Annotated in this window: 20 protein-coding genes; 7 read left to right on the top strand and 13 right to left on the bottom strand. The window is 73.2% G+C overall.

Features of this window, described 5'->3' with window-relative positions; genetic code table 11:
• Positions 1 to 10: 10 nt before the first annotated feature.
• From N542_RS0116485 to N542_RS0116515, 7 genes are read right to left on the bottom strand one after another with little or no spacing between them, the layout of a single operon-like run.
• Positions 11 to 931, bottom strand: coding sequence for a sulfotransferase (locus tag N542_RS0116485; RefSeq protein WP_028644873.1), 921 nt, complete (start codon positions 929 to 931; stop codon positions 11 to 13).
• Positions 928 to 1,887 (bottom strand): glycoside hydrolase family 26 protein, encoded by a 960-nt coding sequence (locus N542_RS0116490; protein WP_051551916.1) that lies wholly within the window; start codon positions 1,885 to 1,887, stop codon positions 928 to 930. The genes N542_RS0116485 and N542_RS0116490 overlap by 4 nt, the downstream gene beginning before the upstream one ends.
• A complete protein-coding gene (locus N542_RS25255; RefSeq protein ID WP_051551918.1) occupies positions 1,881 to 3,350 on the bottom strand; it encodes a lipopolysaccharide biosynthesis protein in 1,470 nt (489 codons plus the stop codon). The genes N542_RS0116490 and N542_RS25255 overlap by 7 nt, the downstream gene beginning before the upstream one ends.
• Complete coding sequence (locus N542_RS0116500) at positions 3,343 to 4,230, bottom strand: sulfotransferase (RefSeq protein WP_028644875.1); 888 nt, start codon at positions 4,228 to 4,230, stop codon at positions 3,343 to 3,345. Before N542_RS0116500 ends, N542_RS25255 begins: the two co-directional genes overlap by 8 nt.
• Positions 4,227 to 5,381, bottom strand: a complete 1,155-nt coding sequence (locus N542_RS0116505) for a hypothetical protein (RefSeq protein ID WP_028644876.1) — start codon at positions 5,379 to 5,381, stop codon at positions 4,227 to 4,229. The genes N542_RS0116500 and N542_RS0116505 overlap by 4 nt, the downstream gene beginning before the upstream one ends.
• On the bottom strand, positions 5,378 to 6,772 hold the full coding sequence (locus tag N542_RS25260) for an O-antigen ligase family protein (RefSeq protein WP_197025990.1): 1,395 nt from the start codon (positions 6,770 to 6,772) through the stop codon (positions 5,378 to 5,380). The genes N542_RS0116505 and N542_RS25260 overlap by 4 nt, the downstream gene beginning before the upstream one ends.
• The gene (locus N542_RS0116515; protein WP_081795244.1) at positions 6,769 to 8,601 is read right to left on the bottom strand and encodes a YveK family protein; all 1,833 of its coding nucleotides are present in this window, start codon (positions 8,599 to 8,601) and stop codon (positions 6,769 to 6,771) included. Before N542_RS0116515 ends, N542_RS25260 begins: the two co-directional genes overlap by 4 nt.
• A 202-nt stretch (positions 8,602 to 8,803) precedes the next feature.
• Here N542_RS0116515 and N542_RS0116520 point away from each other — a divergent pair, with 202 nt between their 5' ends.
• From N542_RS0116520 to N542_RS27930, 4 genes are all read left to right on the top strand, one after another.
• Positions 8,804 to 9,601 (top strand): hypothetical protein, encoded by a 798-nt coding sequence (locus N542_RS0116520; protein WP_028644878.1) that lies wholly within the window; start codon positions 8,804 to 8,806, stop codon positions 9,599 to 9,601.
• Positions 9,602 to 9,755: 154 nt separating this feature from the next.
• The gene (locus N542_RS25265; RefSeq protein ID WP_231482704.1) at positions 9,756 to 10,829 is read left to right on the top strand and encodes a hypothetical protein; all 1,074 of its coding nucleotides are present in this window, start codon (positions 9,756 to 9,758) and stop codon (positions 10,827 to 10,829) included.
• A gap of 108 nt (positions 10,830 to 10,937) precedes the next feature.
• Positions 10,938 to 14,306, top strand: coding sequence for a PKD domain-containing protein (locus tag N542_RS25270; RefSeq protein WP_155993147.1), 3,369 nt, complete (start codon positions 10,938 to 10,940; stop codon positions 14,304 to 14,306).
• On the top strand, positions 14,303 to 14,962 hold the full coding sequence (locus N542_RS27930) for a hypothetical protein (RefSeq protein ID WP_197025991.1): 660 nt from the start codon (positions 14,303 to 14,305) through the stop codon (positions 14,960 to 14,962). Before N542_RS25270 ends, N542_RS27930 begins: the two co-directional genes overlap by 4 nt.
• Here the strand turns inward: N542_RS27930 and N542_RS0116535 are convergent.
• The 3 genes from N542_RS0116535 to N542_RS0116545 all read right to left on the bottom strand — a co-directional run bounded on the left by N542_RS0116535 (position 14,878) and on the right by N542_RS0116545 (position 18,219).
• Positions 14,878 to 15,753, bottom strand: coding sequence for a helix-turn-helix transcriptional regulator (locus N542_RS0116535; RefSeq protein WP_155993149.1), 876 nt, complete (start codon positions 15,751 to 15,753; stop codon positions 14,878 to 14,880). The two genes, N542_RS27930 and N542_RS0116535, sit on opposite strands and share 85 nt — an antisense overlap.
• 147 nt (positions 15,754 to 15,900) lie before the next feature.
• Complete coding sequence (locus N542_RS0116540) at positions 15,901 to 17,355, bottom strand: exopolysaccharide biosynthesis polyprenyl glycosylphosphotransferase (protein WP_036508212.1); 1,455 nt, start codon at positions 17,353 to 17,355, stop codon at positions 15,901 to 15,903.
• A gap of 174 nt (positions 17,356 to 17,529) precedes the next feature.
• On the bottom strand, positions 17,530 to 18,219 hold the full coding sequence (locus tag N542_RS0116545; protein ID WP_036508215.1) for a helix-turn-helix transcriptional regulator: 690 nt from the start codon (positions 18,217 to 18,219) through the stop codon (positions 17,530 to 17,532).
• 567 nt (positions 18,220 to 18,786) lie between these two features.
• On the opposite strand from N542_RS0116545, the gene N542_RS0116550 reads away from it, so the two are divergent.
• On the top strand, positions 18,787 to 19,509 hold the full coding sequence (locus N542_RS0116550) for a helix-turn-helix transcriptional regulator (RefSeq protein ID WP_028644882.1): 723 nt from the start codon (positions 18,787 to 18,789) through the stop codon (positions 19,507 to 19,509).
• Between the two features lie 18 nt (positions 19,510 to 19,527).
• Here the strand turns inward: N542_RS0116550 and N542_RS0116555 are convergent, their stop codons facing one another.
• The 3 genes from N542_RS0116555 to pepN form a co-directional block, all read right to left on the bottom strand.
• Positions 19,528 to 20,205: a LuxR C-terminal-related transcriptional regulator gene (locus N542_RS0116555; protein WP_028644883.1), complete on the bottom strand. Its 678-nt coding sequence runs from the start codon at positions 20,203 to 20,205 to the stop codon at positions 19,528 to 19,530.
• A complete protein-coding gene (locus N542_RS0116560; protein ID WP_028644884.1) occupies positions 20,195 to 21,628 on the bottom strand; it encodes a sensor histidine kinase in 1,434 nt (477 codons plus the stop codon). The genes N542_RS0116555 and N542_RS0116560 overlap by 11 nt, the downstream gene beginning before the upstream one ends.
• 465 nt (positions 21,629 to 22,093) lie before the next feature.
• Positions 22,094 to 24,523, bottom strand: a complete 2,430-nt coding sequence (pepN, locus tag N542_RS0116565; protein ID WP_028644885.1) for an aminopeptidase N — start codon at positions 24,521 to 24,523, stop codon at positions 22,094 to 22,096.
• Positions 24,524 to 24,707: 184 nt separating this feature from the next.
• Here pepN and N542_RS0116570 point away from each other — a divergent pair, with 184 nt between their 5' ends.
• Together N542_RS0116570 and pth are read left to right on the top strand one after the other, a co-directional pair.
• Complete coding sequence (locus tag N542_RS0116570; RefSeq protein WP_028644886.1) at positions 24,708 to 25,373, top strand: 50S ribosomal protein L25/general stress protein Ctc; 666 nt, start codon at positions 24,708 to 24,710, stop codon at positions 25,371 to 25,373.
• Between the two features lie 50 nt (positions 25,374 to 25,423).
• Positions 25,424 to 26,023, top strand: coding sequence for an aminoacyl-tRNA hydrolase (gene pth, locus N542_RS0116575; RefSeq protein WP_028644887.1), 600 nt, complete (start codon positions 25,424 to 25,426; stop codon positions 26,021 to 26,023).
• The last annotated feature ends 41 nt before the right edge of the window (positions 26,024 to 26,064 follow it).

The following is a 26,064-nucleotide window of genomic DNA, read 5'->3' on the forward strand; positions in this document are numbered from 1 at the left end:
GTTGCTCCTGTCACAGGGGGTAGCCGTAGCGGGCGAGCAGGGGAGCGGTGAGCGCGGTGACGGCACGTCGCTGCCGGTGCGGAGCGGAGGCACGCCAGGCCTCGTCGGCGCGGACCGGCACCGCGCCCGTGCGGAAGCGCATCGGGTTGCCGGCGCACGAGTGGCTGCTGCCGAGCAGGATCGTGTCCGCACCGACGTGGTCGACGGGCGCGTCGACCTCCGCCAGCTCGAGGACGTCGCGGGTGACCCGCGCCGGATCGGCGACGAAGTCCTCGTAGCGCAGCCGCTGGACCGGCACCCGCCGACGCAGCGCCTCGATCTCCGCGTTGTGCAGGAGCCAGAGCGCGGAGACCGCCGGCGCGGAGTAGCGCGGCATCCGGCCGTACTCCTCCGACACCGCCTCCGGACGCGCGACGTCCTTGCTCCAGGAGTAGGCGACGCCGCGGCTGTCCCGGACGCAGTGCACGACCCGGAGGTCGATCTCCGGCCGGGTCTGCAGGCACCACGCGAGCGACACCTGCTTGCTGGAGTCGACGACGACACCGCCGGTGAGCTCGGACGCGGCCCGGTAGAGCCGCACGTAGTGGTCGGCGTACTCGCGGACCTCCGCGGCCAGGGACCGGGGCCGCCCGGAGGCCACCGCCGGGACCCGCGTCGCGCGGTCGACGCGGGCCTTGAGGTGAGCCATCCGGGCGGCGTCCACGTGGTCCCAGCCGCCGAAGGCGAGCTCGCCGACCTCGTGCCAGAACGGGCAGTCGCGGAACGGAGCGCCGCAGCCGCAGAGCTCGCCGCGCACCAGGCCGCGGTCCCACAGGTGCATCACCTCGCCGAGCGCGGTCACGCCGTCCACCTCGGCCAGGGTGCGCTCCACCAGGGTCGTGCCGCTCCGTCCGACGCCCGCGAGGAAGACCACCCGGACCGGGGCGCTCATGACGACCGTCCCTGGTCGTCGGCGCGCGCGAGCTGGTCGAACGCGAGCGCGGTCGCGGTGCCGGGGTCGATGCCGAACTGCAGCACGCGCGCGGTGGGCTCGACGTCGAGGTCGAAGTAGACGACGGCCCGGACGAGCGGCTCGTCGGCCAGCCAGCGTCCGGCGGCTCCGAGCCAGGCGGCCCGCGCGTCGTCGTCCGCGGTGCGCGGCACCCCGAACTCGCCGATCATGACGGGCTTGTCGTGGCCCTCCGCCCAGGACAGGAACGGCGCGAGCAGCGTCGCGAGCGGCGTGAGCTCCCGGCCGGGGTAGGCGTCCGCGCAGAGCCAGTCCACGACGTCGTCCCCGGGATAGAACGCAGCGGCGTCGCGTCCGGGTGCGAAGCCGTCCGCGGTCGGGCACCACACCCACGAGACGCTGGGCGTGCCGACGTCGGCGAAGATCCGGTGCACCCGTCGCCAGGCCGCGACGTACGCCTCGGGGGAGCCGACCGACGTGCGGAGGTTGGGGCGGTCCATCTCCCAGCGGAACCGCAGGAACGTCGGCACCCCGGAGTCGGCCAGTGCCGTCGCCTGCTCCCGGATGCGCCGGTCGTAGCGGCCGCTGACGATGCCGGCGATGTCGGCGCCGTTCCACGACAGCATGGGGTACTTGCCGTCGGCGGCGACCTGGCTGAGGTCGGGCGGTACGAGGTCCTGGTCCCACGTCCGGAAGAGGTGCGCGATCTGGGTGTCGGTGCCCAGCTCGTCGTCGAAGCGCGTGTACGCCGCCGCCTGCGGTCCGTCGGCCGGCAGCTGGCGCGGCACCGCCGCACCGACCAGCAGCGAGGAGGCCGGGATGCGCGGCGGGGTGTCGCGTGCCGCCGGCCAGTCGCCGGTCGAACCGCCGCCGCTCGAGCACCCGGCGGCCCCGACGACGACCAGTGCCAGCGCGCCGACCGCGAGCCGGGTCAGCACGCCGCCGCCACGGGTTCCGGCCTGGTGCGAGCACGACCGAAGAGCCGGGCGAGGCCGAGCTCGCCGCGCAGCGCGACGTACGCCGCCGCGAGGAGGGTCCCGCCCACGACGACGCCGGTCCAGCGCCCCGGAGGGCCCCAGGCCAGGCCGCACGCCAGCGGCAGTGCGCCGACCAGGACGACGTTGAGGCACGCGCCGAGCAGCCAGGCCCGGCCGAACGGCAGTCCCGGCAGGGTGCCGCGGAGCTGGGCCAGGGCGAGCAGGTTCTTGACCACGATCGCCGCCGCCCACCCGCACGCGGCGCCGACGGCACCGAGACCCGGCACCAGCAGCAGGTCGAGGCCGACCATCACGACCAGGGCGGCGACGTTGTTGACCAGGAGCACGGTCGCGCGTCCGCCCATGTTGAGCACGGTCTCGACCATCCCGACCCCGGTCGCGACCAGCATCGCGAGCGTCAGCACCACGACGACGTCGACGCCGGTGCGGTACGCCGGCCCGAAGACGCCCAGCCACTCCGGGGACACCACGGCAGCCGTGATCAGCATCGGCCACAGGAGGGTGAGCACCCACAGCGTGGTCGTGCGATAGATGCCCAGGGCGGCGGGGAGCTCGCGGCGCGCCATGGTGCGCCCCAGCGCCGGCTCCCCGGCCGTGGCGATGGCCTGCTGCACGAGCTGGGCCACGGTGACGAAGCGGGTGGCCACGGTGTAGAGCGCGGCCTGGGCCGGCCCGGCGAGCGCCGCGACGAGCACGATGTCGAGACGCGCGAAGCAGATCTGGATCACCGACGCGGCGCCGCGCGCCAGCACGAAGTCACGGAACTCACGACCCTCGCCGTCGGGTCCGGGGGGCCACGTGCGCGACCGCAGGGCCGGGGTCAGCGCCCAGGCGGCGACCAGGGCGACGACGTACGGCACGGACCACGCGACGACCACCGTCGGCACGGTCGGGTGCAGCGCCGCGAGGCCGGTGAGCGCGAGCTGGAGCACCGGTCGACCCACCCGGTCGACCAGGACCGTCGGCACCATGTCGTGCTCGCCCCGGGTGACCGCGAGCACCGTGTCCAGCGCGGTCGCGGCGGGCAGGCACAGGGCGAGCACGACCACGACGACGGCGCCGGTGCCGAGCGCGGCACCGAGCCGGTCGGCCAGGGCGAGCGCGACGACGCCCACGCCGGCCGACGCGAGCAGCACCGGACGGACGCCCCGACGCGCGATGCGTCGCGACGTGCCGCCCGTGGCGTCGTCGGCGCGGGAGACGAAGAGCACGACCCCGGTCGGCGTCCCTGCTCGGAGCACCGCGGCCAGGATGAGGAACGCCGAGGTCACCGCGAACACGCGGCCGGCCTCGGCGGGGGTCAGCACCCGCGCCGTGAGCACCACGAGCGCGAGCGTGCTGAGCGCGGAGCCGGCGGCTCCCGCGAGGTTGACCAGGCTGCCCTGGCTCAGCCGGTCAGACACGCCACGAGGGCGCTCGCCCCAGCCACTCGCCGAGCTGCTCGTCGTACGGCTCGAAGTGCCTCTGGAGGTCCTGGCGCACGCTGTCGGCCAGGGGCAGCCGCACGCGGGCGTTGTGCCGGTCGAAGGCCGGGTCGGTGACCACCCGGGTGCCGAGCCACCCGAGCAGGTCGGCGAAGACGGGCTCCGGCTCCTGGAAGAACCGGTGGCTGTCGATCACGTGGATCCGGTCGCGGCCCAGGATCCCCGCCAGCCGCTCGAGCTGCGGCGCGTACTCGCCACGCGTGCGGTAGGCCTGGTGCCGGTGGGCCGGCGAGCTGTAGCGCGGGTCGGTGACCATCCGCTCCTCCTCGCCGCTCAGCCGGTCGTCCTCGGCGGCGAGGGCCGCCTCGAAGGGCAGCGTCTCGAACCCGCGCGCGAGCTCGTGGGCGTGGGCGGAGTAGGCCCGCTCGACGGGGTCGCGCACCAGCACGACGACGCGTACGCCGGGCAGCGTCGACCGGATCCGGTGCGCAGCGGCGGGATGGAACATGTAGTAGGGGCTGGACTCGAAGCAGAGCGCCTCCGTGTGGTGCCGCGCCGCCGCCCGGGCCACCGTCGACTCGTACGGGAAGTGGGACCGGTACCAGTCCGACCCGCGCTCGTAGGAGACGTCGAAGTAGTGGACACCCTTGCGCCACACGGGCCGGAAGAGGTGGGGCTGCTGGGCGAGCGCCTTGTAGAGGGACGTCGTCCCGCAGCGCTGGCCGCCGATGATCAGCAGCGACGGGAGGGCGCGACGCTGGGCGGTGGCCCGTCCCACCACGTCGCGCAGCGCTCGCGCGCCGGGACGCAGGCGGTCCTGGGAGCGGGCCGGGCGGAACCTGGTCGGGCTCGTGGTCATCGCGTCGTCCCCCTTGTCGAGCCGTAGAGGCTCCCCGTCTGCCGCAGCACCGGAGCGACCCACGCGGCCACCCCGGCACCCGGCGAGCTGGTGCCGACCTGTCCGTCACCCAGGTAGCGGGTCGCGAGCTCGAGCAGGAGGAGGACGGCGACGCTGCGCGCCCTCGCCGGGCGAGCCCGACCCTGCCAGTCGCCGAGGAGGGCCGGTGCCTCGTCGAGGAGCCTTACCCCAGGTTGGGTATTGCCCCGCTCACGGAGCAGCTGCTGGAGCCGGAAGTGCGCGGTGTCGAAGCCCCGCGGGCGTCCCACCGCGAAGCGCTCCCAGTCCCAGGCGGCCACGCTGCCACCGCACGCGGCGACGTTCTGGGGCGACCAGTCGCCGTGCCACGGTGCGGACGGCCAGTGGTCGAGGTCGACGACGTCGCCCACCCCGCGGGCGGCCGCGACGTACTCGGCCCGCGGTGCCGGGTCGGGCAGCCGGTCGATCCGAGCGCAGAGGTCGTCGACGTACGCCCGGACCGGTGGGTGCTCGGGGACCTCCAGGGTCGCGATGGCCTCCTCGGCCAGGTGTCGTGGCACCGGCGCGGGGATGCGGTGCCGGGACGGCACCGTCAACGCTCCCTGCACCAGCAGCGGGCGACCGCCCCAGGACTCGAGACCGAGCAGCTCCGGCACCAGCAGGTGGGGGCCCGTGCGGCCGGCGAGCACCCGCAGCGCCTCCGCCTCGTGAGCGACCAGGCGGGCACTGAGGTCGTCCACCCCCAGCTTGGCGACCAGCACCAGCCGCCCGGCGCCGTCGAGCGCCTGGACGACGGGCTTGCGGTTGGCACGCGGCGGGCCGAAGTGGACGGCGAGGTGGACCTCGGTCCCGGCGAGCTCGCTCAGGCGCTGCCGCAACGGATCGCCGTCGCGCTCGTCGGGCCTCGACCGACCCAGGCGCAGCCGGGTGCCCGCGGCGGACGCCACCAGGCGACGCGCGAGGTGGCGGCCGACCCCCTCCGGGCCGTTGCTGCGGGCCAGGGCGGAGCGCAGGAGCAGGGGGCTCGCCGTCGGCAGCAGCGACCGCACGACGCCGCCACGGGACAGCGGGAGGTACGACGCGGGCGCGGTCGTCCCCGGCCAGAGCTGGTCCGCGAACGGGATCTCCGTCACGGCGCCGCGTCCGTCGTCCGCAGGTCTGGCCGGTCCACGACCTCCGCTGGCGACTCCGCCCGGGCGCTCTCGAGCAGCGCCTTCGCAGCGAGCCCGATGGCCAGGAACTCCAGGCAGCCGGTCGGTCCGGTCCGGTCGTAGACGACGGAGAACCACAGGGCGATCACCATCGTGGCCGCTCCGGCCGTCGCCAGGACGTTCCTCGAGGCGAGGAACCGACGCAGCAGCACCAGGTGGAACATCAGGTAGAAGAAGGCCCCGAGGAAGCCCTGGCCGACGATCACGAACCACAGCTGGCCGTTGGTGCCGATCGGCAGGTTGCCGCAGTTGGAGCAGGTGGGCGACTTGCCGACGGCGATCGTGTCCTGGCTGCCGGCCTGAGCACGAGTGCCGCCGTAGCCGAGCACCGGTGACTCGTCACCGAGCTGGAGCGCCCGCGAGATGCTGAACCCCCGGATGTCGTCGCTGGGGGCGTCTCCCGTCTGGCGCTGCTCGGCCACCGCTCCCAGCGGGCTGACGGCGACCAGCACCAGCACGCACGCCGCCAGGCCGAGGCAGGCGATGCCGAGCAGCTCGCGGCCGGTGAGCAGGAGGCGGACCACCGCGAAGCCGATGACGATGACCAGGCCGATCCACAGCCCCCGGTTGAGCGAGAGCACCGTGGGCACGAGGGCGGCCAGCACGAGCACGGTCCACCGGGTCCGGGCCGCGTGGGTCCGGGCCAGCACCGCCGCCGCCACCGCCCACGGGATCAGCAGCCCCAGAGCGTTGCCCCAGGAGTTGGTGTAGGCGAACGGTGCCGAGGGACGCCCGTTGCCCGTCCCGATCACGTCCTGGATCTGGGCGGCGGCCGGGTGGACGAGCGCCAGCACGTACGCGTTGGTCAGCAGTCCTCCTGGCAGCAGGCGCTCCATGAGGGAGGTGACCTGGAAGTCCGGCGCGATCACACCGAGGAGCCCGCCGGCCACCGTCCACACCAGCATCAGGGAGAGCAGCCGCGCCAGTCGCGCGGCGGGCACCCGGACGGGGTCGACGTTGAGGGCCCAGAGCATCATCACGGTCGCCGAGCCGTACTCGGCGAACCGGAACAGCACCGGCACCACACGCGCCCCGGCGCCCTCGGCGACCGTGCCGGCGGGGTTGACGGGCAGCATCGAGACGCTGAGGACCAGCCACAGCAGGAAGGCCAGCCACCACCCGAAGCCGGGCGGGAGCCGCCACCGGCGCCAGGACACCAGCGAGATCGCCATGGGCACCGCGGCGATGAACCACCCGAGGTTGGCCAGGCCCAGGTACCACCACACCGGCAGCGGGACGATCAGCCAGGCCAGGGGAGCGAGCGGGTCGCGCGGCAGCAGCGCTGCCGCGATCCCCGCGTCGCGGGTGGTCACCATCTCCGGCTGCGCCGCGGCCACGTACGTCGCGCCGGATCACCGGCGGGCCCGACCACGGGGTCGGGGATCCAGGGGGCCGACGGTCGGCCCGGCTTCGTGCGGTGCCGGAGGTCGACCGGGGTGGGTGCCGGCCGGGTGGCGGGGCGGCGCACCGCGACCTCCGGTGTCGCGGCGGGAGCCGGCTCCGGCGCGTCGTCGAGACCGTCCTCGACGGAGCTCTCCTCGCCGGCGCCATCGTCGACGGTCTCCTCGTCGGCGCCATCGTCGAGGGTGCCCTCGTCGAGGGTGCCCGCGTCCGCCGCGTCGGCCGCTTCCTCGTCGAGGTTGCCGCCGTCGTTCTCACCGGCGCCAGCCGTGCCGGACAGCGCCCGCAGCTGGCTCGCCCACCGGGTCGCCGGGGGGTAGCCGTGGTGCAGGACCACCCCGACGACCTGCACCCCGCCTCCGGCGGAGAGGGTCTTCAGTGCCCGTCTGGCCAGCGGCGCCCGGTCCTTGCGGGCCTGGACGAGCAGGACGGCGGTGTCGCCGGGGGACGTCAGGAGCTCGACCAGGGGGCTGGCGCGGCGCAGGCAGACGACGGTGACGCCCTCGGCCGGCGCCGTGACGTGGGAGGCCGACTCGACGTGGTCGCCGAGGTCGTGGACCGTGAGCGGCGCCCGGGTGTGGAGCACGCCGTCGCCGACGAAGGTGCCGCGCAGCAGCCTGCTCCCGGGTGCGGCCGGTCGCAGGTCGACCCCCGGGGGGTGGTCACCCCCGTCCAGGACGACGTCGGCGCGGACGCCGGCGTGGGCGTACTGCCACCCGAGGTTGAAGGCCACGTGCAGTGCCGCGGGACCGTCGGAGGTGGAGGCGACGACGATCCGACGAGGCCCCGCACCTGCGGTGTGCAGCAGGTCGAGACGGCGACGCAGCTGCCCGAACGACAGGGCCTGGGGCGACTCCGGGGTGGCCACGAGGTGGACGACGCCGGTGGCGGGTCGGCGGATCTCCGCCAGCGCCGTCACCTGGAGCTCCCGCTGGGCGTCCTCCTCGTCGTCGAGGCGAGGTCGGACCCGTTCGCGGTAGACGCTGAAGCCGACGCCGGCGAGCAGGCCGAGCGCGCCGCCGGAGAGGAGCAGCATCTTCAGGTTCGGCGAGGCCGCCCGGGTGGGCAGGGCGGGCTGGTTGATCACCCGGCCGGGCGTGACCACGGTGCTCTCGGCGGCGACCAGCCCCTCCGAGAGGGTGGCGATCCGCGCGGCGATGGTCTGCAGCCGGGTCTGGATGTCGGTGGTGAGGTCGTCCGATGCGCCCCGGAGCTGGGAGCGGAGCTTGAGCTGCTCGCTCTGCGCGGCCTTCAGCCGTGTCTCGTAGCTCGTGGCCGAGTGGTCGAGCGACTCCTGGGCGACGTCCTCACGGTTGGCGAGGTAGGCGGCCGCGAACGCCTCGGCCCCCTTCTGGGCCGCTCGCGGGGTCCCCGCCGTGAACGTGATGTCCAGCACGGTGGTGTTCGCCGGCACCTGCACGCTCACCTGGCTCGCCACCGTGGCGGCGGAGAACTGGTCGCCGGTCTGGTCGAGCACGCGGTCGATCACGTCCGCCGACTTCAGCAGCTGTGCCTCGGTGTCGAGGTTGACGTCACCGCCGGTGGTGCGCTCGCCCACGGCCGTCGTCTGGGCCGCGCCGGTGTCGGTGACCAGCACCGACGCCGTGGCGGCGTACGTCCGCGGCGCCAGGGCGCAGGCGAGCCCGCCGAGGACGAAGCCCAGGGCCGTCGCCGCCATGATCGGCCGCCAGCCCCGGCGGAGTACGCGGACATAGAAACCTGCGTCGGACGTCGGGTCCATCGAATGCTTCCCCCTTGCTCACCCGGTGCACCGGACTCCAGCCTCGGCCGGTCCGATCGACGAGCGACCGGTTGTCCCGGACGGTCCCCTCAATTGGGGATACCTGGCCCCCAATCACCGTGCTGAGCGTCGGGTCCGCTGAGGCTTGTCGTGTTGCCGGTAGGTCACCGGTGCGTCGTCGGACGCCGAGACGGAGGTCGGGATGGTCGAGCTCGAGGTGCATCGCGCCCCGGCCACCCGGTCGTCGGCGACGGCATGGTTCGTCGCTTTCATCGTCGTCGAGGCCGCCGTGCTCCTGGCGATCGTGACGGGTCTCCTCCCGCACCTGCTGCCGGCGGGGCTGGCCACGCAGGTCGGGCACAACAGCGAGTCCTTCGCCCTGGCGATCCTGCTCTCGTGCACGGTTCTGTGGCAGCGCCGTCGCCCCGACGACGGCGGCCGGTGGTGGACGGCCGGCATGGCCGCGACCGCGGTCGCGCTCGGCGTGCTGGGTCTGCTGCTCCTCGGTCTGGACGGCGCGCCCCGTCTCAAGACGCTCAACGAACCCGTCTTCGCGGCCGCTCTGCTGGTGCCGTACTGCGCGGTCCGTCCTCGGAGCCGGTGGCTGGCGACCACGTCCCTGGTCGTGCTGGTCCTGACGGTCGCGCTCTTCGGCACCGACCTGGTCCGGTTGCAGGCCGAGTGCGTCGTCGCCCTGATCCTCGCGCCGGTCGGTCTGGACCTGGTCGCCCGCTGGATGCTGGCGCGACAGGTGAGCGACTCGGTCGCCGCGGCCTGGGTGTGGACGGCGTTCCTCTTCCTGACCCCCTTCGCCCTGATGGCGCTCAAGCCACTCGACCTCGGCTCGTTCCTGGACGCCACCGTGCTGTACGCCGCTCGCGGCAACGAGGCGTTCTGGGGCCTCGCCCTGGTGCATGCCCTGGGACTGCTCGCCTGGGCTCCGCGCGCCACCGGGCTGCGCCGAGGCGCCCACCCGACGGAGCAGGTGATGCCGGGCTGACCGACGCCCGCCCGGTCCCGCGACAGCGTGGGAGCGACAACTGCAGGACGTGACCGCACCGATCGATCGACATACCCATAATTGGGGAGGATGTCGCGTCGATCGGTATCTCGCGGCTACGGTCTGGGCTTCTCCTCGGGAGGGAGCTCAGTAGATGAACCCCGTCTTCACCCGGGTGCCCCGAGACCGAATGTCCTGGTCGGTCCTCGTCGCACCCCTGCTTGCCCTGTTGTTGTCCACCGGCCTGGTCCTCGTCGTGCCGTCGTCGACCGCGTCGGCTGCGGCCGCGCCGTCGTGCCGACTCTCACGCACCTTGGTGCCGAGCTGCCCGGGCGCTCTGTCCGGCGCGTTCATCGCGCCGCACTCCGGCGAGAGCCCCGCGGCCTCGGTCAGCCGGTTCGAGCGCGAGTCCGGCCGCCGGGCCAGCATCGTGCACTACTACTACCGCGGCGACCGGCTCTTTCCGAGCACCGCCGAGTCGCGCTCGTTGCGCGTGGGCTCCGGGCGCCGGATCCTCTTCGCCAACTGGAAGCCCGACGACGGGTACACCTGGCGACAGGTGGCGAACGGCGCCGCCGACGGTCGCCTGATCCGCGAGGCCCGGCACCTGCGCCAGAACTGGAACTACCGGACGTTCCTGGCGATCCACCACGAGCCCGAGAACGAGGTCGTCGCCCAGGCGGGCTCCGGGTTCACCGCTCTCGACTACCGCGCCATGTACCGGCACGTCGTGAAGGTGTTCCGCGCCCAGGGCGCGAGCAACGTCGTGTGGGTGATGAACTACATGGGCGCTCAGAAGTGGGCCACGCAGCCGTGGTACGACCAGCTGTGGCCCGGCCGCAGCTACGTCGACTGGATCGCGTTCGACCCGTACAAGACCGCCGGCCTCGGCGGCCAGGACGGAGGGTTCTCCACGCTGGTCAACCAGTACTGGGGAGCGACGTCGTGGCGGGGCGCCTACCGGTGGGCCCGTCAGAAGCACCCGCTGAAGCCGGTGATGCTGGCCGAGTGGGGGGTCGGCGAGCGATCGGGTGATGCCGGCTGGAAGCGCGACTTCTTCCGCGGCATCGCGCAGCAGCTGCCGAAGTTCCCGGCGCTGCGGGCCCTGGTCTACTTCGACAACGACGCCGCTGACATCGCGGGCAACGTCTCGATCGACACCACATCCCAGAGCCTGCAGGGGTTCCGCAGCTTCGTGCGCAGCGGAGCGGTCGCCAGAATTGGGTAATCCCCCCGGCTTCTCCTGATCCGTCCGGGACACCCGGCGAGCCTCGGTTTCGAGCCCCCATCCAGCGGGGCACGACGCAGGGGAAGTGCGGCCGTGAGAAGAACACTGGTGGGGATCCTCGTCGGGGCACTGGCCACGACACTGACATTCGTCGCAGCACCCGGCGTCGCCGCGCCAGGACACACCGTCCTGCCGTCGGCGACGCCGTCGGGTGTGACACCGGCGATCAACAACGGGCAGGTCAACTCGATCGTCCAGGTCGGCTCGACCGTGGTCGTCGGCGGCACCTTCACCAGCGTCACCCCGCCGGGTGGGGGCGCTCAGACCCGCAACTACGTGATCGCGTTCGACGCAAGCACCGGAGCCCTGCGGACGTTCGCGGCGAACCTCAACGGGACCGTGCAGGACGTCATGGCGGGGCCGACGGCCGGCACCGTGTACGTCGCCGGCTCCTTCACCACGGTCAACGGCACCGCGCAGAGTCACGTGACGCTGCTCGACGTGACGAGCGGCGCCATCGTCGGCGCCTTCCGTCCGGCGGCCACCAACGGGGTCGTCAACGCGCTCACGATGGCGCGGGGCCGACTCGTCCTCGGCGGCAACTTCACCTCGGCCGGCGGAGCGGCGCACGGTGGCCTCGCGGCGGTCAACCCGACCACGGGTGCCATCGACAACGGCTTCCTGGCGGTCGACGTCGCGGACCGGCACAACGACACGGGCAGTGGAGCCCAGGGCGCGGTGGGCGTCCGCGACCTCGAGGCCACCTCGAGCGGCGACAAGGTCGCAGTGATCGGCAACTTCAAGCACGTCGACGGACTCGACCGGGACCAGCTCGTGGTCCTCGACGCCACGACGACCTCCGCCAGCGTGGACCCCGACTGGCAGTCGAACCGCTACAAGCCCTACTGCTTCAACTTCGCCTTCGACACCTACGTCCGGGGGGTGGCGGTGGCACCGGACGACTCGTACTTCGTGGTCACCGCGACCGGTGGCCAGAACGGTGGGACCCTGTGCGACACCGCCGCCCGCTTCGAGTTCGGCTCGACCGGCAACGACATCCAGCCGACCTGGATCGACTACACCGGTGGCGACACCCTCTGGTCGGTCGAGGTCACCGAGAACGCCGTGTACGTCGGCGGGCACCAGCGGTGGATGAACAACTCCGACGCCAGTGACAGCAACGGCCAGGGCTCCGTCCCGCGCCCCGGCCTGGCGGCCCTCGACCCGGACTCCGGCATGCCGTTCGCCTGGAACCCGGGCCGCAACCCTCGCGGTGCCGCCGCGTTCGCCCTCTACGCCTCGTCGACGGGTCTGTGGGTCGGCAGCGACACCGAGTGGATCGGCGACTTCCGCTACAAGCGACCTCGGCTCGCGTTCTTCCCGCTGGCCGGCGGGTCCGCTCCAGCGGTGGAGACCACGCCCGGGCTGCCCGGCAACGTCCAGCTCGGTGGCTCGACGGCCACGTCGCAGGGCAACGTGCTCTACCGCGTCAACGCCGGTGGACCCGACATCGACTCCGTGGACGGCGGTCCGTCGTGGACCGCCGACGACGGTGGGTCGAACCCCTACCGCAACGACGGCAGCAACGCCGCCGGCTGGGGTCCCGGTGCGACGATCGACGGGACCGTCCCGGCGAGCACGCCGTCCGCCGTCTTCGACTCCGAGCGCTGGTCGCCCTCGGACGACCCACGGATGTCGTGGGACTTCCCGGTCGCGAACGGGGTGCCGATCCAGGTCCGGCTGTTCTTCGCCAACCGGTGCGGCTGCACCTCGTCGCCCGGCTCCCGGATCTTCGACGTGGACCTCGACGGCACCCGCGTGCTCGACGACTTCGACATCGTCGCGGCCGCCGGCGACCAGCGGGGCACGATGAGGGCGTTCGACGTCACCAGTGACGGCAACGTCGACATCGACTTCGCCCACGTGAACGAGAACCCGCTCGTCAACGCGATCGAGATCGTCCGCCGCGACCTGCCCCCGCCCTCGGGTGGCACCAACTCGCTCACCTCGATCCCCTTCGACGGGACGACGGCCGGCACGCCGGCGTCGGCGGACACCCGGGGTATCGACTGGCTCAGCGTCCGTGGCGCGTTCGTCGTCGGCAGCACCCTCTTCTACGGCCGCACCGACGGCTACCTCTACCGCCGGCAGATCACGGCGACGCAGACCGGTGCGGAGGTCCGGATCGACCCGTACAACGATCCCGCCTGGAGCGACGTCGACACCGGGTCCAACAACACCTACCGGGGTCGGCTGCCCAACTTCTACGGCGAGCTGTCGTCGGTCACGGGCATGGCGTACGCCGCCGACCGCATCTACTACACCCGGTCGGGCGACCCGAACCTCTACTGGCGCTGGTTCAGCGTCGACAGCGGCATCGTCGGCAGCCAGGTGTTCACCGCGAACGCGGGCCGGTCGTGGTCGGACACGCGCGGTCTGATGATCGTGGGCGCCAAGCTGTACGTCGTCAGCCGGACCAACGGCGGCATCTCCGTGATGGACTTCGCCGACGGGTCGCCGCAGGGTGCGCCGTCGCCCATCAGCACCTCGGTGGACTGGCGCGGTCGCGCCCTGTTCGTCGGCCCCGGCGCTCCGGCGAACAAGCCCCCGGTCGCGTCCTTCACGGCCAGCTGCTCGGGCCTGACCTGCCAGGTCGACGCCGGCGCCTCGAGCGACCCCGACGGCTCGGTGCAGGGCTACCAGTGGACGTTCGGCGACGGCCAGTCCGCGAGCGGGAAGACCGCGTCCAACACGTACGCAGCGGACGGCGGGTACACGATCACGCTGACCGTCACCGACGACGACGGTGCCACCGCGTCGACGACCAGGCCGGTCTCGGTGACGACACCGCCGCCCGGCACGGCCATCAGCTATGTCGGGTCGTCGACCTCCAACGCCAACACCGCGTCGCCCTCGGTCGGTGTGCCCGGTGCAGTGCAGGCGGACGACGTGCTCGTCCTGGTTGGCAGCTACGGCGCTGACGCGACACCCGCGACGCCATCCGGGTGGACGCTCAGGGACCAACGCGCGGTGAGCGGCATGACGAGCTTCGTCTGGACCAGGCGCGCGACCTCGGGTGACGCCGGCGCGAGCGTGGTCACCCAGCTCCCGGCCGTGGTGAAGTCGGCGCTGGTGCTGACGGCGTACCGAGGAGTGGACCCCACGCAGCCCCTCAATGCGATCGCCAGCAGCACCGACTCCGGCACGGCCCAGCACGTGAGCCCGACCGCGGCCGGCGTGGCGAACGGCTGGACGCTCCAGATCTGGACCGACAAGTCGTCGGGCACCACGAGCTGGACGCCGCCGGGCTCCGTCACGACCCGTGGCTCGACGTACGGGACGGGCGCCGGTCGGGTGACGGCCATCGCCACCGACTCCGCCGGTGGAGCCGGGACCGTCGGCGGGCAGACGGCCGTCACGGACGTCGCGTCCGGTCGGGGCATCGCGTGGACGATCACCGTGCGGAGGGCGTCATGATCCGCCCACGATCGGTACGCGCGGGATGTGCCTGGGCGGCGGTCGCCGTCATCCTCACAGGCTGCTCGTCCGCGGACTCCGATGACCCAGCTCCGGAGGCGGCCAGCCCGCCTGCCGCGGGCGCGACCGCGGGTGCGAGCAAGGACGCCGGTGCGACGGCGGGTGCGAGCAAGGACGCCGGTGCGACGGCGGGTGCGAGCAAGGACGCGGGTGCGACGGACGGTTCCACCGGTGCCGTCGCACCTGCCTCACCGACGGCGTCTCCCGGCCTGCCGCAACTCGGGGCGCACGGCGACCAGTCGGACGTGCTCGCCCGCCTGCCCGGGAAGGACACTGGCTGCGTCGCCGTGGGAGCAGAGCGGGACGTGCGCTCCGGGAGCTTCGCTGCCGGCCCCTTCGACACCGCGAGCTCCGAGGCGGGCTCGGGCAGCGTGCGTCTCTACTTCATCCCGCGGCACGCCGGGCGGATGCCGGGCGTGCGGGTGACCGGGCGCAACCTGGCGACCGGGGAGACGTTCGCGCGTCGCCAGCGCACCGTCGCGGATGCCGGACGGTTCCAGCTCTACGACCTTCAGGTCCCGGCAGCACGGGGCAGCTGGGAGATCACCGCAGTGGCCGGCCGTGACCGCGGCTGCTGGTCGGTGGACCTGGGTTGAGCGCCCGACCGGGGCCGGGCGCGTGGCAACGGGCTCGGCTGGGGGTCCCAGCCGGCCTGGCGCGCGACGGCGACGGCGGACAGCTGGGAGCTGACCTCGAGCTTGCTCAGCACCCGGCTGATCTGGGTGCGGACCGTCGCGATGGAGACGACGTGCCCGCGGGCGATGTCATCGGCTGTGTGGCCGCGCATCAGCGCGCGCAGGATGCGCGCCTCGGCCGGCGCCAGCCGACCCAGGTTGCGCTGCACGTGCGTGTCGGGCCCGGGCGCGACCTGCTCGAGGCGCGGCCGCGCGAGGTCGGTCGCTGCGCTCCTGCGGTGCTCGGGCCGGTCCGGGTTCTCTGACGACCCAGACGGCCCGGACAGCTCGGACACCAGGGCCGCGATGACATCGGTGATGCCGGCATCGCACCGGACCGAGACCGCTCCGGCCTGCTGGTAGCGGGCCTCGTCGAGGTCGTTGAGAGCCGGACCGCTCACCAGGACGGTCACCCCGCGCGAGCTGAGCTCCTCGACGAGCGTGACGACGTCCGTGACGCCACCACGGCTCAGGCTGAGCACCACGATCGAGGCTCCGGTGCGCAGCACGGCCTGGCACACGTCGGCCGTCGAGCACAGGGGCCGCAGCGCGACCACGACGGGGGTGCAGGTGCCGCTGTGGGACAGCGTCATCGCGATGGCCTCGGCCACCAGCGCGAAGCGGTCGACCACCGCCACCCGGCGGCGGTCGCCGGCGCGGCGCGCGACGTCGCTGGGGCGCTGGGCCCGTTCGGTGCATCGAACGTCTGCCACCGTCGATCATCCCCCTGCCGTGCCACCCCCGAGGTGGTCGGTCGGAGTGGAGCAGACGCGGATCGACGTGACCACAGCCCCAGTCGGATCTGGTGCTTTCGGTCTAGGCAGAATGCCTGAACGGGCCAGTGGATGCAATCGGTCTAGTCAATATGCGCCACGGTGCGCCAGCACCGCTGAGACCGTGCGCAGCACGATCACCGCGTCCAGGCGCAGCGACCAGTGGTCGACGTAGTGCAGGTCGAGCCGCACGGCCTCCGCCCACGTCAGGTCCGAGCGCCCGGACACCTGCCACAGCCCGGTCAGGCCGGGCTTCACGACCAGTCGGTGGCGTGGGTCGACGTCGTACCTCTCCACCTCACCCGGCAGGGCGGGTCGGGGGCCGACCAGCGACATCTGACCGAGGAGCACGTTGACGAGCTGCGGGAGCTCGTCCAGCGAGTAGCGACGGACCCACGTGCCGACCCGGGTGACCCGGGGGTCCTGACGCATCTTGAAGAGGACCCCGGACCCCTCGTTGTGGTCGAGCAGACCGTCGACCTGTGCGGCGGCGCCGGTCGACATGGTCCGGAACTTGTACATCGTGAACGGCACGCCGTCGCGCCCGACGCGCTGCTGGCGGAAGATCGCCGGTCCCGGGCTGTCGCGGCGGATGAGCAGCGCGATGATGCCCATCAACGGCAGGAGGAGCAGGAGCACCAGGGCCGCGCCGACGCGATCGAGGAGCTCCTTCACCCCGCGGGCCGCGGAGGGCGACGTCGCGTGCCGCAGTCGGAGCAGACCGGCGGTGCCGGCCGGGACCAGCCGGGCCGAGCGTGGGCCGACGTCGAGCAGCCCGGTGCCGACGTACACGTCGAGACCGGCCGCGTGCGCCGCCCACCCCAACCGGCGGGCGGACGAGGGGTCGAGGTCCCGGCCGGGGGCCAGGACCACCGCCGACGCCCGCGCAGCACGCGCCGCGTCCGTCGCGGTGTCCACGCCGATCCAGATGGCGACACCCTCCGCCGAGGCATCGAGCGGAGCTGCGTCGTCGGCGCCGTCGGCGGTCATGCACACCGCCGCCACGTCCCACCGCGAGCGCGGCCCGGCCCGCAGGTCGCCGAGCAGGCGGTGCACCTCGGGGCCGTCCCCGACCAGCACCACCCGCGTCGGTCCGCGGGTGCTGGCGAGACCCTGCGCCAGGAGCCGCGGCAGGAGGGTGGCGAGCATCAGGGCGGCCGTGGCCGCCACGAGCTGTGCGGGCGTCGCCGCCGGCGACCAGGCGGCCTCCGCGACCCAGCAGCCGACGCCGAGGATCGCGGCGGCCCGCGGGACCGCCCGCAGCCGGTCTCCACGGGTGTGGGCCGACCAGGCGCCCGACAGCCCGAGGGCGAGCGCCCAGGTGAGGCCGACCAGGCCGAGCGCCGCCGCGGACGGTGCGCTCCCGGCGGCCCGCAGGGGCACGAGCAGCACGACGGCGGCGACCAGGAGGTCGATCGCCGGCCACCACTGCTGGAGGTGTGACCTCGACAGCGCTGCGGAGGGTGCGCGGTCGGCGACCGCTGCGGCGACGGGCAGGGGCAGGAGCTCGGTGTCGGTCTCGGTGATCGACTGCGTCGTCATGCCCCAGCCCTGAGGTCGCGGATGCGGTCCCACCGACGCACACCACTGATGGCCAAAAACTAGGCAGTAACCGCGCCCGGGGCATGCCCCAAATCGGGCAAAGGTGACGCCGGTTCTGTCACGCGTCGCGGCAGGGCACTGCCCCGCGCCCCGCTCGTCCGGGCCGACGGAGTGCTAGCGGCTCGCCGGTCGCCAGCCGGCGCTGTTGGCGAGGCCCACGGCGGCCAGCTGGGAGGAGACCTCGAGCTTGGCGAGGATCGACTTCACCTGGGTGCGCACGGTCGCCTCCGAGACCACGCTGGCGGTCGCGATGTCGCGGACCGTCCGGCCGAGCATCAGCTCGCCGAGCACGGCCTCCTCGCGCGGCGTGAGCTGGGTCAGCCGCTGCTTGAGCGCCGCACGCTCCTCGCGGTGCTCGTGCCAGTGCCCGACGAGCGCCTCGCGCTCCTCGCGGTCGATGACCGGGAAGCCCTGGTTGATGCGTCGGACGGTCGCGAGGATGTCGTTGAGGGGCTGGGTCTTGCTCAGCACCTTGCGCGCGCCGTGCACGAGGCACTCTCCCCAGCGCGCCCGCTCGGTGGAGGCGGTGACGACCACGACGTTCACGCCGGCCTTCACCAGCGGCGTGATCAGCCGGACGCCGTCGCCGAGGCGTCCGAGGTCGAGGTCGAGCAGGACGATGCGAGGTCGCATCCGCACGACGGAGGTCAGCATGGCCTGGGCCGAGCCGTTGGTGTCCGCGTCCGCGATGCGGCGCACGGCGTACCCCTCGAGGTTCAGCGCCAGCTCCAGCGACTCCGCGAACAGCGTGTGGTCCTCGATGATGACGACCTTCACCTGGCTGCGCGGGCTGGGGGTGCTCAACGCAGCTCCCGGGTCCTGGGCAGGGTCCCGCGGCCCGCCATGGTCGGGCTCGGGATGGTCAGGAGCGGGTCGGGTGGCGCGGCGTCGGCGCCCCGGGCTCCGCGGCGCGGGCTCGCGCCGCACCGGCACTCGTCAGCGGTCTCGGCAACTCCACGCACGGCTCTCCCCCCGGACGCCACAGCCACACGCAGCCGGCCCCGGCACCCAACCCACATCGGTTTGCCCGCCGACGACAAGCCCGAGAGACGACTGCGGTGTCGTTCTCAGCGTCTCACAACGAGCACAGGATCCGTCGGGAATCGGCGGTCGCGGGACTGCTGGGGGTGCGACATACCCCAAATTGGGCATGGCCCCACCCGGGGTGACCGAGCCGACCGCAGCAGTCGCACGAGGTCTCGGTCACGGGGGATGGTGTCGGGGCCTCGGCCTGCCACGGCCGGCTCGCCGGCTCGGCCGAGCCGGGTCCCACCCTCGGTCGACGCGGTGGTCCGCCGCATCCCGAAAGTAGGGGAGATCACGGCTCGCGCGGATCACAGCAGTCCCAGCGGCCGCACGATGTGACACCTGATGATGGCCAGTATCACGACCACGGACGGCACGGGACCGCAGCCGACTCCAGCCACGCGGTCACGCCGCGCGGTCGAGGTGGTGCTCGCCTCGGACCTCTCCCTGGTGGCGGAGGCGGTCGCGGCCGCGCTCGCCAGCCGGGACATCCGCACCTCGCTGCTCTCCTGGCCGCGGGTGCCGCGCGACGACCCGGCGTACCGCCAGCTGAGCCGGATCAGGCCCGACGTGGCGATCCTGCTGTACGACGTCGACCTGTCGATCCGGATGGCCGAGGCCGGCGCGCTGATCCGGGGCTGGGACGGTCCCTGGCTCGTGCTGACCGGGGCGAGTCCCGGCGTCGCGTGGGGCGGGCTCCGCAGCGCCGGTGCGGCCGCGGTCCGCACCAGCATGACCGACCTCGACGAGCTGGAGGCCCTGATCCGGCACCTCTCCGCCGGCGAGGAGGCGCCGTGCGCCGAGCTCCTCGACGACTACGCCGTGGCCTGGCGCGAGGCCCAGGAGGAGAACGCCGAGGTCCAGTCGCGGGTGGACAGCCTCACGCCTCGGGAGCGGCAGGTGCTCGACCTGCTCCGCCACGGCATCCGGGTCCGGGGGATCGCCTCCATGCTGGGGCTGTCGGAGTCGACCGTGCGCAGCCAGGTGCGGTCCGTGCTGCGCAAGCTCGACGTCCGCTCCCAGCTGGCCGCCGTGGCGATGCTTCGTGCGATGGACGAGGCGGGCTGACGGCCGCGAGCGCTGCGGTCAGCTCACGTCGTCGAAGGATCCCCAGCCGAGGTCGTTGGCGAGCAGGACCGCCTCCAGCCAGCTCGTCACCTGCAGCTTGTCGACGATCGCCTGGACCTGCGACCGCACGTCGACGGACGTGAGCCCCGCGTCCCGCGCGATGTCGCGCATCTCGGAGCCCTCGACCAGCCGTTCGAGGACCCAGTGCTCGAGGTGGTTGAGCTGGGAGAACCGGGCGGCCAGCTCCTGACGCCTCCGGGTCTGTCGCTGGCGCTCGGCGAGCAGCCCGAGCCGCTCGGCGGCGTCGACCACCGGCAGCCCCGCCCGGATCCGGTGTGCGACGGTGAGCACGTCGGCCATCGGCGCCGTCTTCGCGAGCACCTGGACGGCGCCGCGGGTGAGGCAGTCGGCCCACACCGCCCGGTCGTCCGTGGCCGTCACCACCACGACCCGTGCGCCGAGCGCCGTGAACGTGGTGATCAGGTCGAGCGGGTCCCACCGCGACCCGAGGTCGAGGTCGAGCACGGCGATGAGCGGGGGGTCGTCGGCGTGCCGGGCGTCCTGTCCGCTGCGGGCGACTGCGGCATCGGCGTCCAGCCGGTGCGCGTCGAAGCCGTCGACCTCCAAGGCGGCGCACAGGGACTCGGCGAAGAGGGTCGGGTCATCGATGACCAGGACCTCGGTGTCAGCTCGCAAGAGCGGTCCTCGTCCGGGGCGCCGTGGGCGCGGTCCGGTGCGCCAGTGCGACGACGAACGCTGCTCCCGGCGAGTGGCTGGTGTCCAGGGTGAGCGTCATCCCCAGATCCGTCAGGATGCTGGCAGCGCGAGCGAGGCCGACCCCCTGGCCGTCGGAGTCGCTGCCGCGGCGGCCCCAGTCGAAGATGTTGGCCTGCAGGTCCGGAGGCACGCCGGGGCCGCTGTCGGCCACGACGAGCTGGAGCTCGCCCTCCTGCAGGCGCGTGTAGACGTGGACGCGGCTGTGGGCCGCGTGCACGCTGGCGTTGTGCAGCAGGATGCTGACCACCTCGGCGAAGGAGTCGGCCTCGACGCGGACCGGGGTCTCGCTGGCGGTCCACGTCACGTCGTGGCCCTGGGCGCGGCGCGCGAGCACGAGCGGGCGTACGACGTCGTCGAGGTCGGCCAGCTCCGCAGGTGCGTGCGTCGCATGCGTGTGGATCAGCCGCTGCAGCCGCGCCGCCTCGACGGCGAGCATCTCCTCGAGCCGCTCCCGGTGCTGGTGCGACAGGCGCGCCTCGTGCCGGATCAGCTCCGACGCCGAGGCGATGCCGGCGATGGAGCCCTTGACCTCGTGCAGGTGCTCGATGTCCTCGCGGGCGTGGGCGCGCAGCGTGCGCAGCTGGATCTGGAGTCGCAGTGCCGCCGCCTGGTCGTCCTGCACGGCCACCCACAGCAGGTCCAGGGCGGCGGAGGAGAAGAGGACGCAGGTCGTCGTGCTGGCCAGGATGGCCACCACCGCCCATGCCGGCGTGGTCGTCCATCCCGCCGCGCTCAGCCCGACCCCGACCGACCACAGCACCACGCTGGCGCTCACGCGTCGCGGACCGACCGGCAGCGTGGACGTGCGGGTCACCAGCACGCCGATGACGAGGGACACCAGCAGCAGTACGGCCAGCTCGACCGGTGGCAGCAGGTCGGCCAGCGCGGAGTCCCCGGACGGCAGGTCGGGCGCGGGCACCGAGGGCGACCAGCGACTCCACCCGGCCCGGCCGAGCAGCAGCAGCAGGCCGATGCCGACGCCGACCGGCACCGGCGAGGCCCGCAGGGTGTAGCGCCGCGCGAGCCGGGTCGTGACCAGGAGCAGGATGCCCACGACGACCGCCGAGGACAGGGCCACCGGGCTGCGGAGCGAGGAGTCGGTGCTGTCGGCGAGCAGGGGCAGGCTCTGGACCCCGACCAAGGTCGCGGCCGCAGCGAGCCAGGCCACCCCGTCGCGGGGGTAGAGGCGGCAGGCGATGCAGAGGAACGCCGCGCTCGCGAGCGCCGCCGGCAGGATCAGCTGCCCGGCCAGCGCCGCGGCGGCGGCCCAGGTGCGTGAGTCGGGCACCGTCAGGAGCACGCTCAGGTAGGTGGCGGCGACCGCGACGGCCGGCAGCGCCACGCTGCTCCTGATGAGATTCCTCGTTCGAGCGCCCCGTGACATCTGCTGTCCCCAATCCCCGCATGCCGAGCAAGCCCGGCGTCCCCCTGCTGTGAACGTGAACCGCACTGAGCCGAGTGCGGCGGAAAGGTGTCTCGTCGCGGACCGAGAACACCTGACGATCATTGGTAGTACCCCCCATCCGGCGGACAAACCGTTCGGAACGCTCCATGCCGAATATTGGGGACAGCGCGAGGACGACCATCGCCGTTCGTGGAGCTCACCAGCCGCCGGGTCACCCGTCGGGCCGATGGTCCCGGCCCGTCGAGGCGTGGCGGCGGGCCGTTGGGGACGACAGCGCCGCGCGCACGGGGCTCCCTCCCGAGTGTCTGCGACTGGTGAGCCCCGTACTCCAGGGTCGGCCGCGACCGCCCGCTGCGCATCCCCAAAATCGACGCCTCTCCCGATCGGTCGGGCGTCAGCGGCTCAGGAGACGGGCCTCGTCGCCGTGAGGTCGTCGCGCCAGTCCTCCCACTGCCGGCGCAGCACGGTGTGCAGGTCGCCGGTGAGCGCGTCGTCGAGCAGCGCGGCCTGGTCCTCGGTGAGGGCCAGCGGCGGACGGGCCTGGCCGACCGCCTGGGCGAAGGCCTGTCCCCGCCGGGCCCAGCCGGGCGCCTCGCGCAGGTAGCGCTCGACGTACGGCGCCAGCAGCTCGGGCTGCTCGGGCGACCACAGCCCGGTCATCAGCGCGACGAAGACCCGGTTGCCGACGGCCGGGCTGCTGAGCTCCGCCCACGCGGACTCCTTGGCCGAGACGCTCGGGCGGGCCGCCAGTGCTGCGGCGGCCCCGAGCTCGGCGTCGCTGCCGCGCTCGCGGACCCGTTCGGCCTCGACCTCGGCGGCGTCGTACGCCCCGAGCTCGGCGAGGCGGCGCACGACCCGCCACCGCAGCCTCGGCGTCAGCGGGAGGCTGCCGACGGCGTCGGAGCGCAGCCAGCCCGCCAACGTCTCGACGTCGTGGGAGCCCGCGGCGAACCCGTCGGCGAACGCCGAGGCCAGCTCGGGCGAGGTCGCGTGCAGCAGGCCGGTGCCACAGGTCGCGGCGAGCTGCTCGAGCAGCGCCGGCGCCGACGAGCCGGGCGCCCGCAGCGGGAGCACCCGGGTGAGCGCGCGGGTCAGCACGGCCGTCACGATGGCGGCGCTGCGCTCGCCGGGGAGGTGACGCGCGGCGAGGTCCACGAACGCGGCGGCGCCGATCGACCCCGTGTGCACGCGGTCGATGACCATCGCCCACAGCACGGCCCGCACGAGGTCGTCCTCGATCCGGCAGAGCCCGGCGTCGACCGCGCTCCAGGACGAGTCGTCCAGCACGATCCGGGCGAACGTCTCACCGTGGGAGTTCGGCACGACGACCAGCCCGGCGTACACCGGCAGCCGCACCGGCTCGTCGGCGACGTCGGCCAGCGTCGACCCGACCGCGACGCCGAGGCCGTCGTACGCCGTGACGCGCACCCGGTGCGGGCGGGTGCCGTCGCGGTGCAGCACGGGGACGTCGCCGTCGCGCTCGACGCGGAGCGTGTCGAAGCCCGTGGTGCGCAGCCACTGCTCGACCCACGTGCGGACGTCGCGGTCGGTGGTCTCGTCGAGCGCGTCGACGAGGTCGGCGAGCGTGGCGTTGCCGAACCGGTGGCGCGTCAGGTGCAGGTTGACACCGCGCAGGAACGCCTCGTCGCCCAGCCAGGTCGCCAGCTGGCGGAGCACCGAGTTGCCCTTGCTGTAGGAGATGGCGTCGAAGATCGTCGCCGCGGAGTCGACGTCGGGCACGTCCTCGGGCACCGGCGCGACCGGGTGGGTGGAGCGGCGCTGGTCCGCGTCGTACGCCGACGGCTTGCGGCCGACCTCGTGCCCGACCAGGGAGCCGGGGAAGCCCGCGGCGTCGCCCGCGACCCGGTAGCCCATGTAGTCCGCGAAGGACTCCTGCAGCCAGGTGTCCTCCCACCAGGTCATCGTCATCAGGTCGCCGAACCACATGTGCGACATCTCGTGCGCGATCACGGACGCCCGGAGGTCGCGGAGGTCCCCGGGCACGGCGCCGCGGGGGAGCAGCTCGTCGCGGTACGTGACGCAGCCGGGCATCTCCTGGGCACCCCAGTTCAGGCCCGGGACGAAGACCTGGTCGTAGGAGTCAAACGCGTAGGGCTCGTCGAACAGCTCCGCGAAGTGGTCGTAGCAGTCCTCGGTGATGCGGCGCAGCTCCTCGACGTCCCGGGCGAGCTCGCCGGCCAGCGAGGCGCGGGCGTGCCACCCGAACGGCAGCCCGGCGTGCTCCCACCGCACCGACGCCCAGGGCCCGGCGGCGACCACGACCAGCGACGGCGGGATCGGCGGGGTGGTGGCGAAGTGCCACCGACCGTCGGTCGGCGTGCCGCCCAGCGGACGGCCGTTGGCGAGCACCGTCCAGGCCGGGTCGGCTGCGACCGACATCGCGATCGGCGCCTTGAGGTCGTACTGGTCGAAGCAGGCGAAGACCTTCTGGCCGACGTCCATGCCCAGGTAGGCGCCGACGTACGTCGCGCCGTCGGCCGGGTCGACGGTGCGGTGCATGCCGTCCCCGTCGCTGACGTAGGGGAGGTCGGCGACGACGACGACCTCGTTGGCGGCGTCGGTGCGCAGCGCGGTGAGGTGGACCCGCCCGCCGTCGTACGCCGCCGGCGTGAGCTCGCCGTTGACCAGGACCGTCAGCCCGGTGGCCGCGACGAGCTCGAGGAAGGTCTCGCTGCCGCTGGAGCGGAACCGGACGGTGGTGCGCGACCCGAAGGTCGGCGAGGCCGGCTCGGTGAGGTCGAGAGCGACGTCGTACGCCACCTCGAAGAGCTGGGCGGCGCGCGCACGGGCTTCGTCGAGGGTCAGGCTCACGTCCCGACTGTAGGGATTTCGCCCTGGGGGCGCTGCGCCGGTAGTCTTCTGCAGTTGCCTCGGCGAGGGAGCACCGCAAGGTGGCTCCGTGATCGACAGGGCTGGCTATCCCGTCCGGATGCGCCGCCGTCGAGCCGAGGCCCCAGGACTCAGAAACAGCCAGCACGTACGAGGAGAGCACCCCATGAGCGAGAAGATCACCGCGGAGACCCGCACCGAGTTCGGCAAGGGCGCCGCCCGCCGCATCCGTCGCGACAACAAGGTGCCGGCCGTCATCTACGGCCACGGCAACGAGCCGATCCACGTGACCCTGCCGGGCCACTCCACGATGATGGCGCTCAAGCACGGTGGCGTGAACGCGCTGCTCGAACTCGACATCGAGGGCACGACCCAGCTCGCCCTGACCAAGCAGGTCCAGGTCGACCCGATCAAGCGCGTGCTCGAGCACATCGACTTCGTCGCCGTCGTCAAGGGCGAGAAGGTCACCGTCGAGGTGCCCGTGCACCTGAACGGCGAGGCGGCCCGCGAGACGCTCGTCGTCACCGAGACCTCGACCATCCAGCTCGAGGCCGAGGCCACCCACATCCCCGAGTTCGTCGAGGTCGACATCGAGGGCGCCAAGGCCGGCACCCAGATCCACGCCTCCGACCTCAAGCTCCCCCCGGGCAGCGTCCTGCTCCTCGACGCCGACACGCTGATCGTCAACATCACCGAGATGCAGTCGCAGGCGTCGCTGGACGCCGAGCTCGAGGAGGCCGAGGCCGAGGCCGGCATCGAGCGCGACGAGTCCGAGAACGACGTCGACGAGGTCGGCGCCCAGGACAGCACCGAGGCCCCTGCGGCGGAGTGATCCGCCGCCCGTCACCGGGCAACCTGCTCCACAGAAAGGGCCGGGGTTCCATGACCGACTCCACCACCCCCGTGTGGTTGGTGGTCGGGCTGGGGAACCCCGGCCCTTCCTACGCCGGCCACCGGCACAACGTCGGCTACCTCGTCGTTGACGAGCTCGCGTCCCGGATGGGCTCGCCGTTCCGGGCGCACAAGTCCGGGCGCGCGGAGGTCGTCGAGGGCCGGATGGGCGCCCCCGGCACCGAGGCGCCGCGCGTCGTGCTCATGAAGGCGCGCTGCTACATGAACGAGCTGGGCGGACCGGTCAAGCAGCTCGCCGGCTTCTACAAGGTGCCACCCGAGCGGGTCGTGGCGATCCACGACGAGCTCGACCTCCCCTTCGACACGATGCGGGTCAAGATCGGCGGCGGCGACAACGGCCACAACGGCCTGCGCTCGATGCGCTCCTCGCTGGCCACCGGTGACTTCCACCGGGTGCGGGTCGGCATCGGGCGTCCGCCGGGTCGCCAGGACGTCGCCGACTTCGTGCTCTCCAACTACTCCTCGGCCGAGAAGAAGATCCTGCCCTTCCAGGTCGACACCGCCGCGGACGCCGTCGAGTCGCTGGTCCTCGAGGGTCTCGAGCGCACGCAGCAGAAGTTCAACTCCTGACCTGGATTCGCAGGTGCGGCCGAGCGTCGTACGGCAGGCTG

The organism is Nocardioides sp. URHA0020, assembly GCF_000620705.1.
In the GTDB taxonomy this organism is placed as follows: Bacteria; Actinomycetota; Actinomycetes; order Propionibacteriales; family Nocardioidaceae; genus Nocardioides.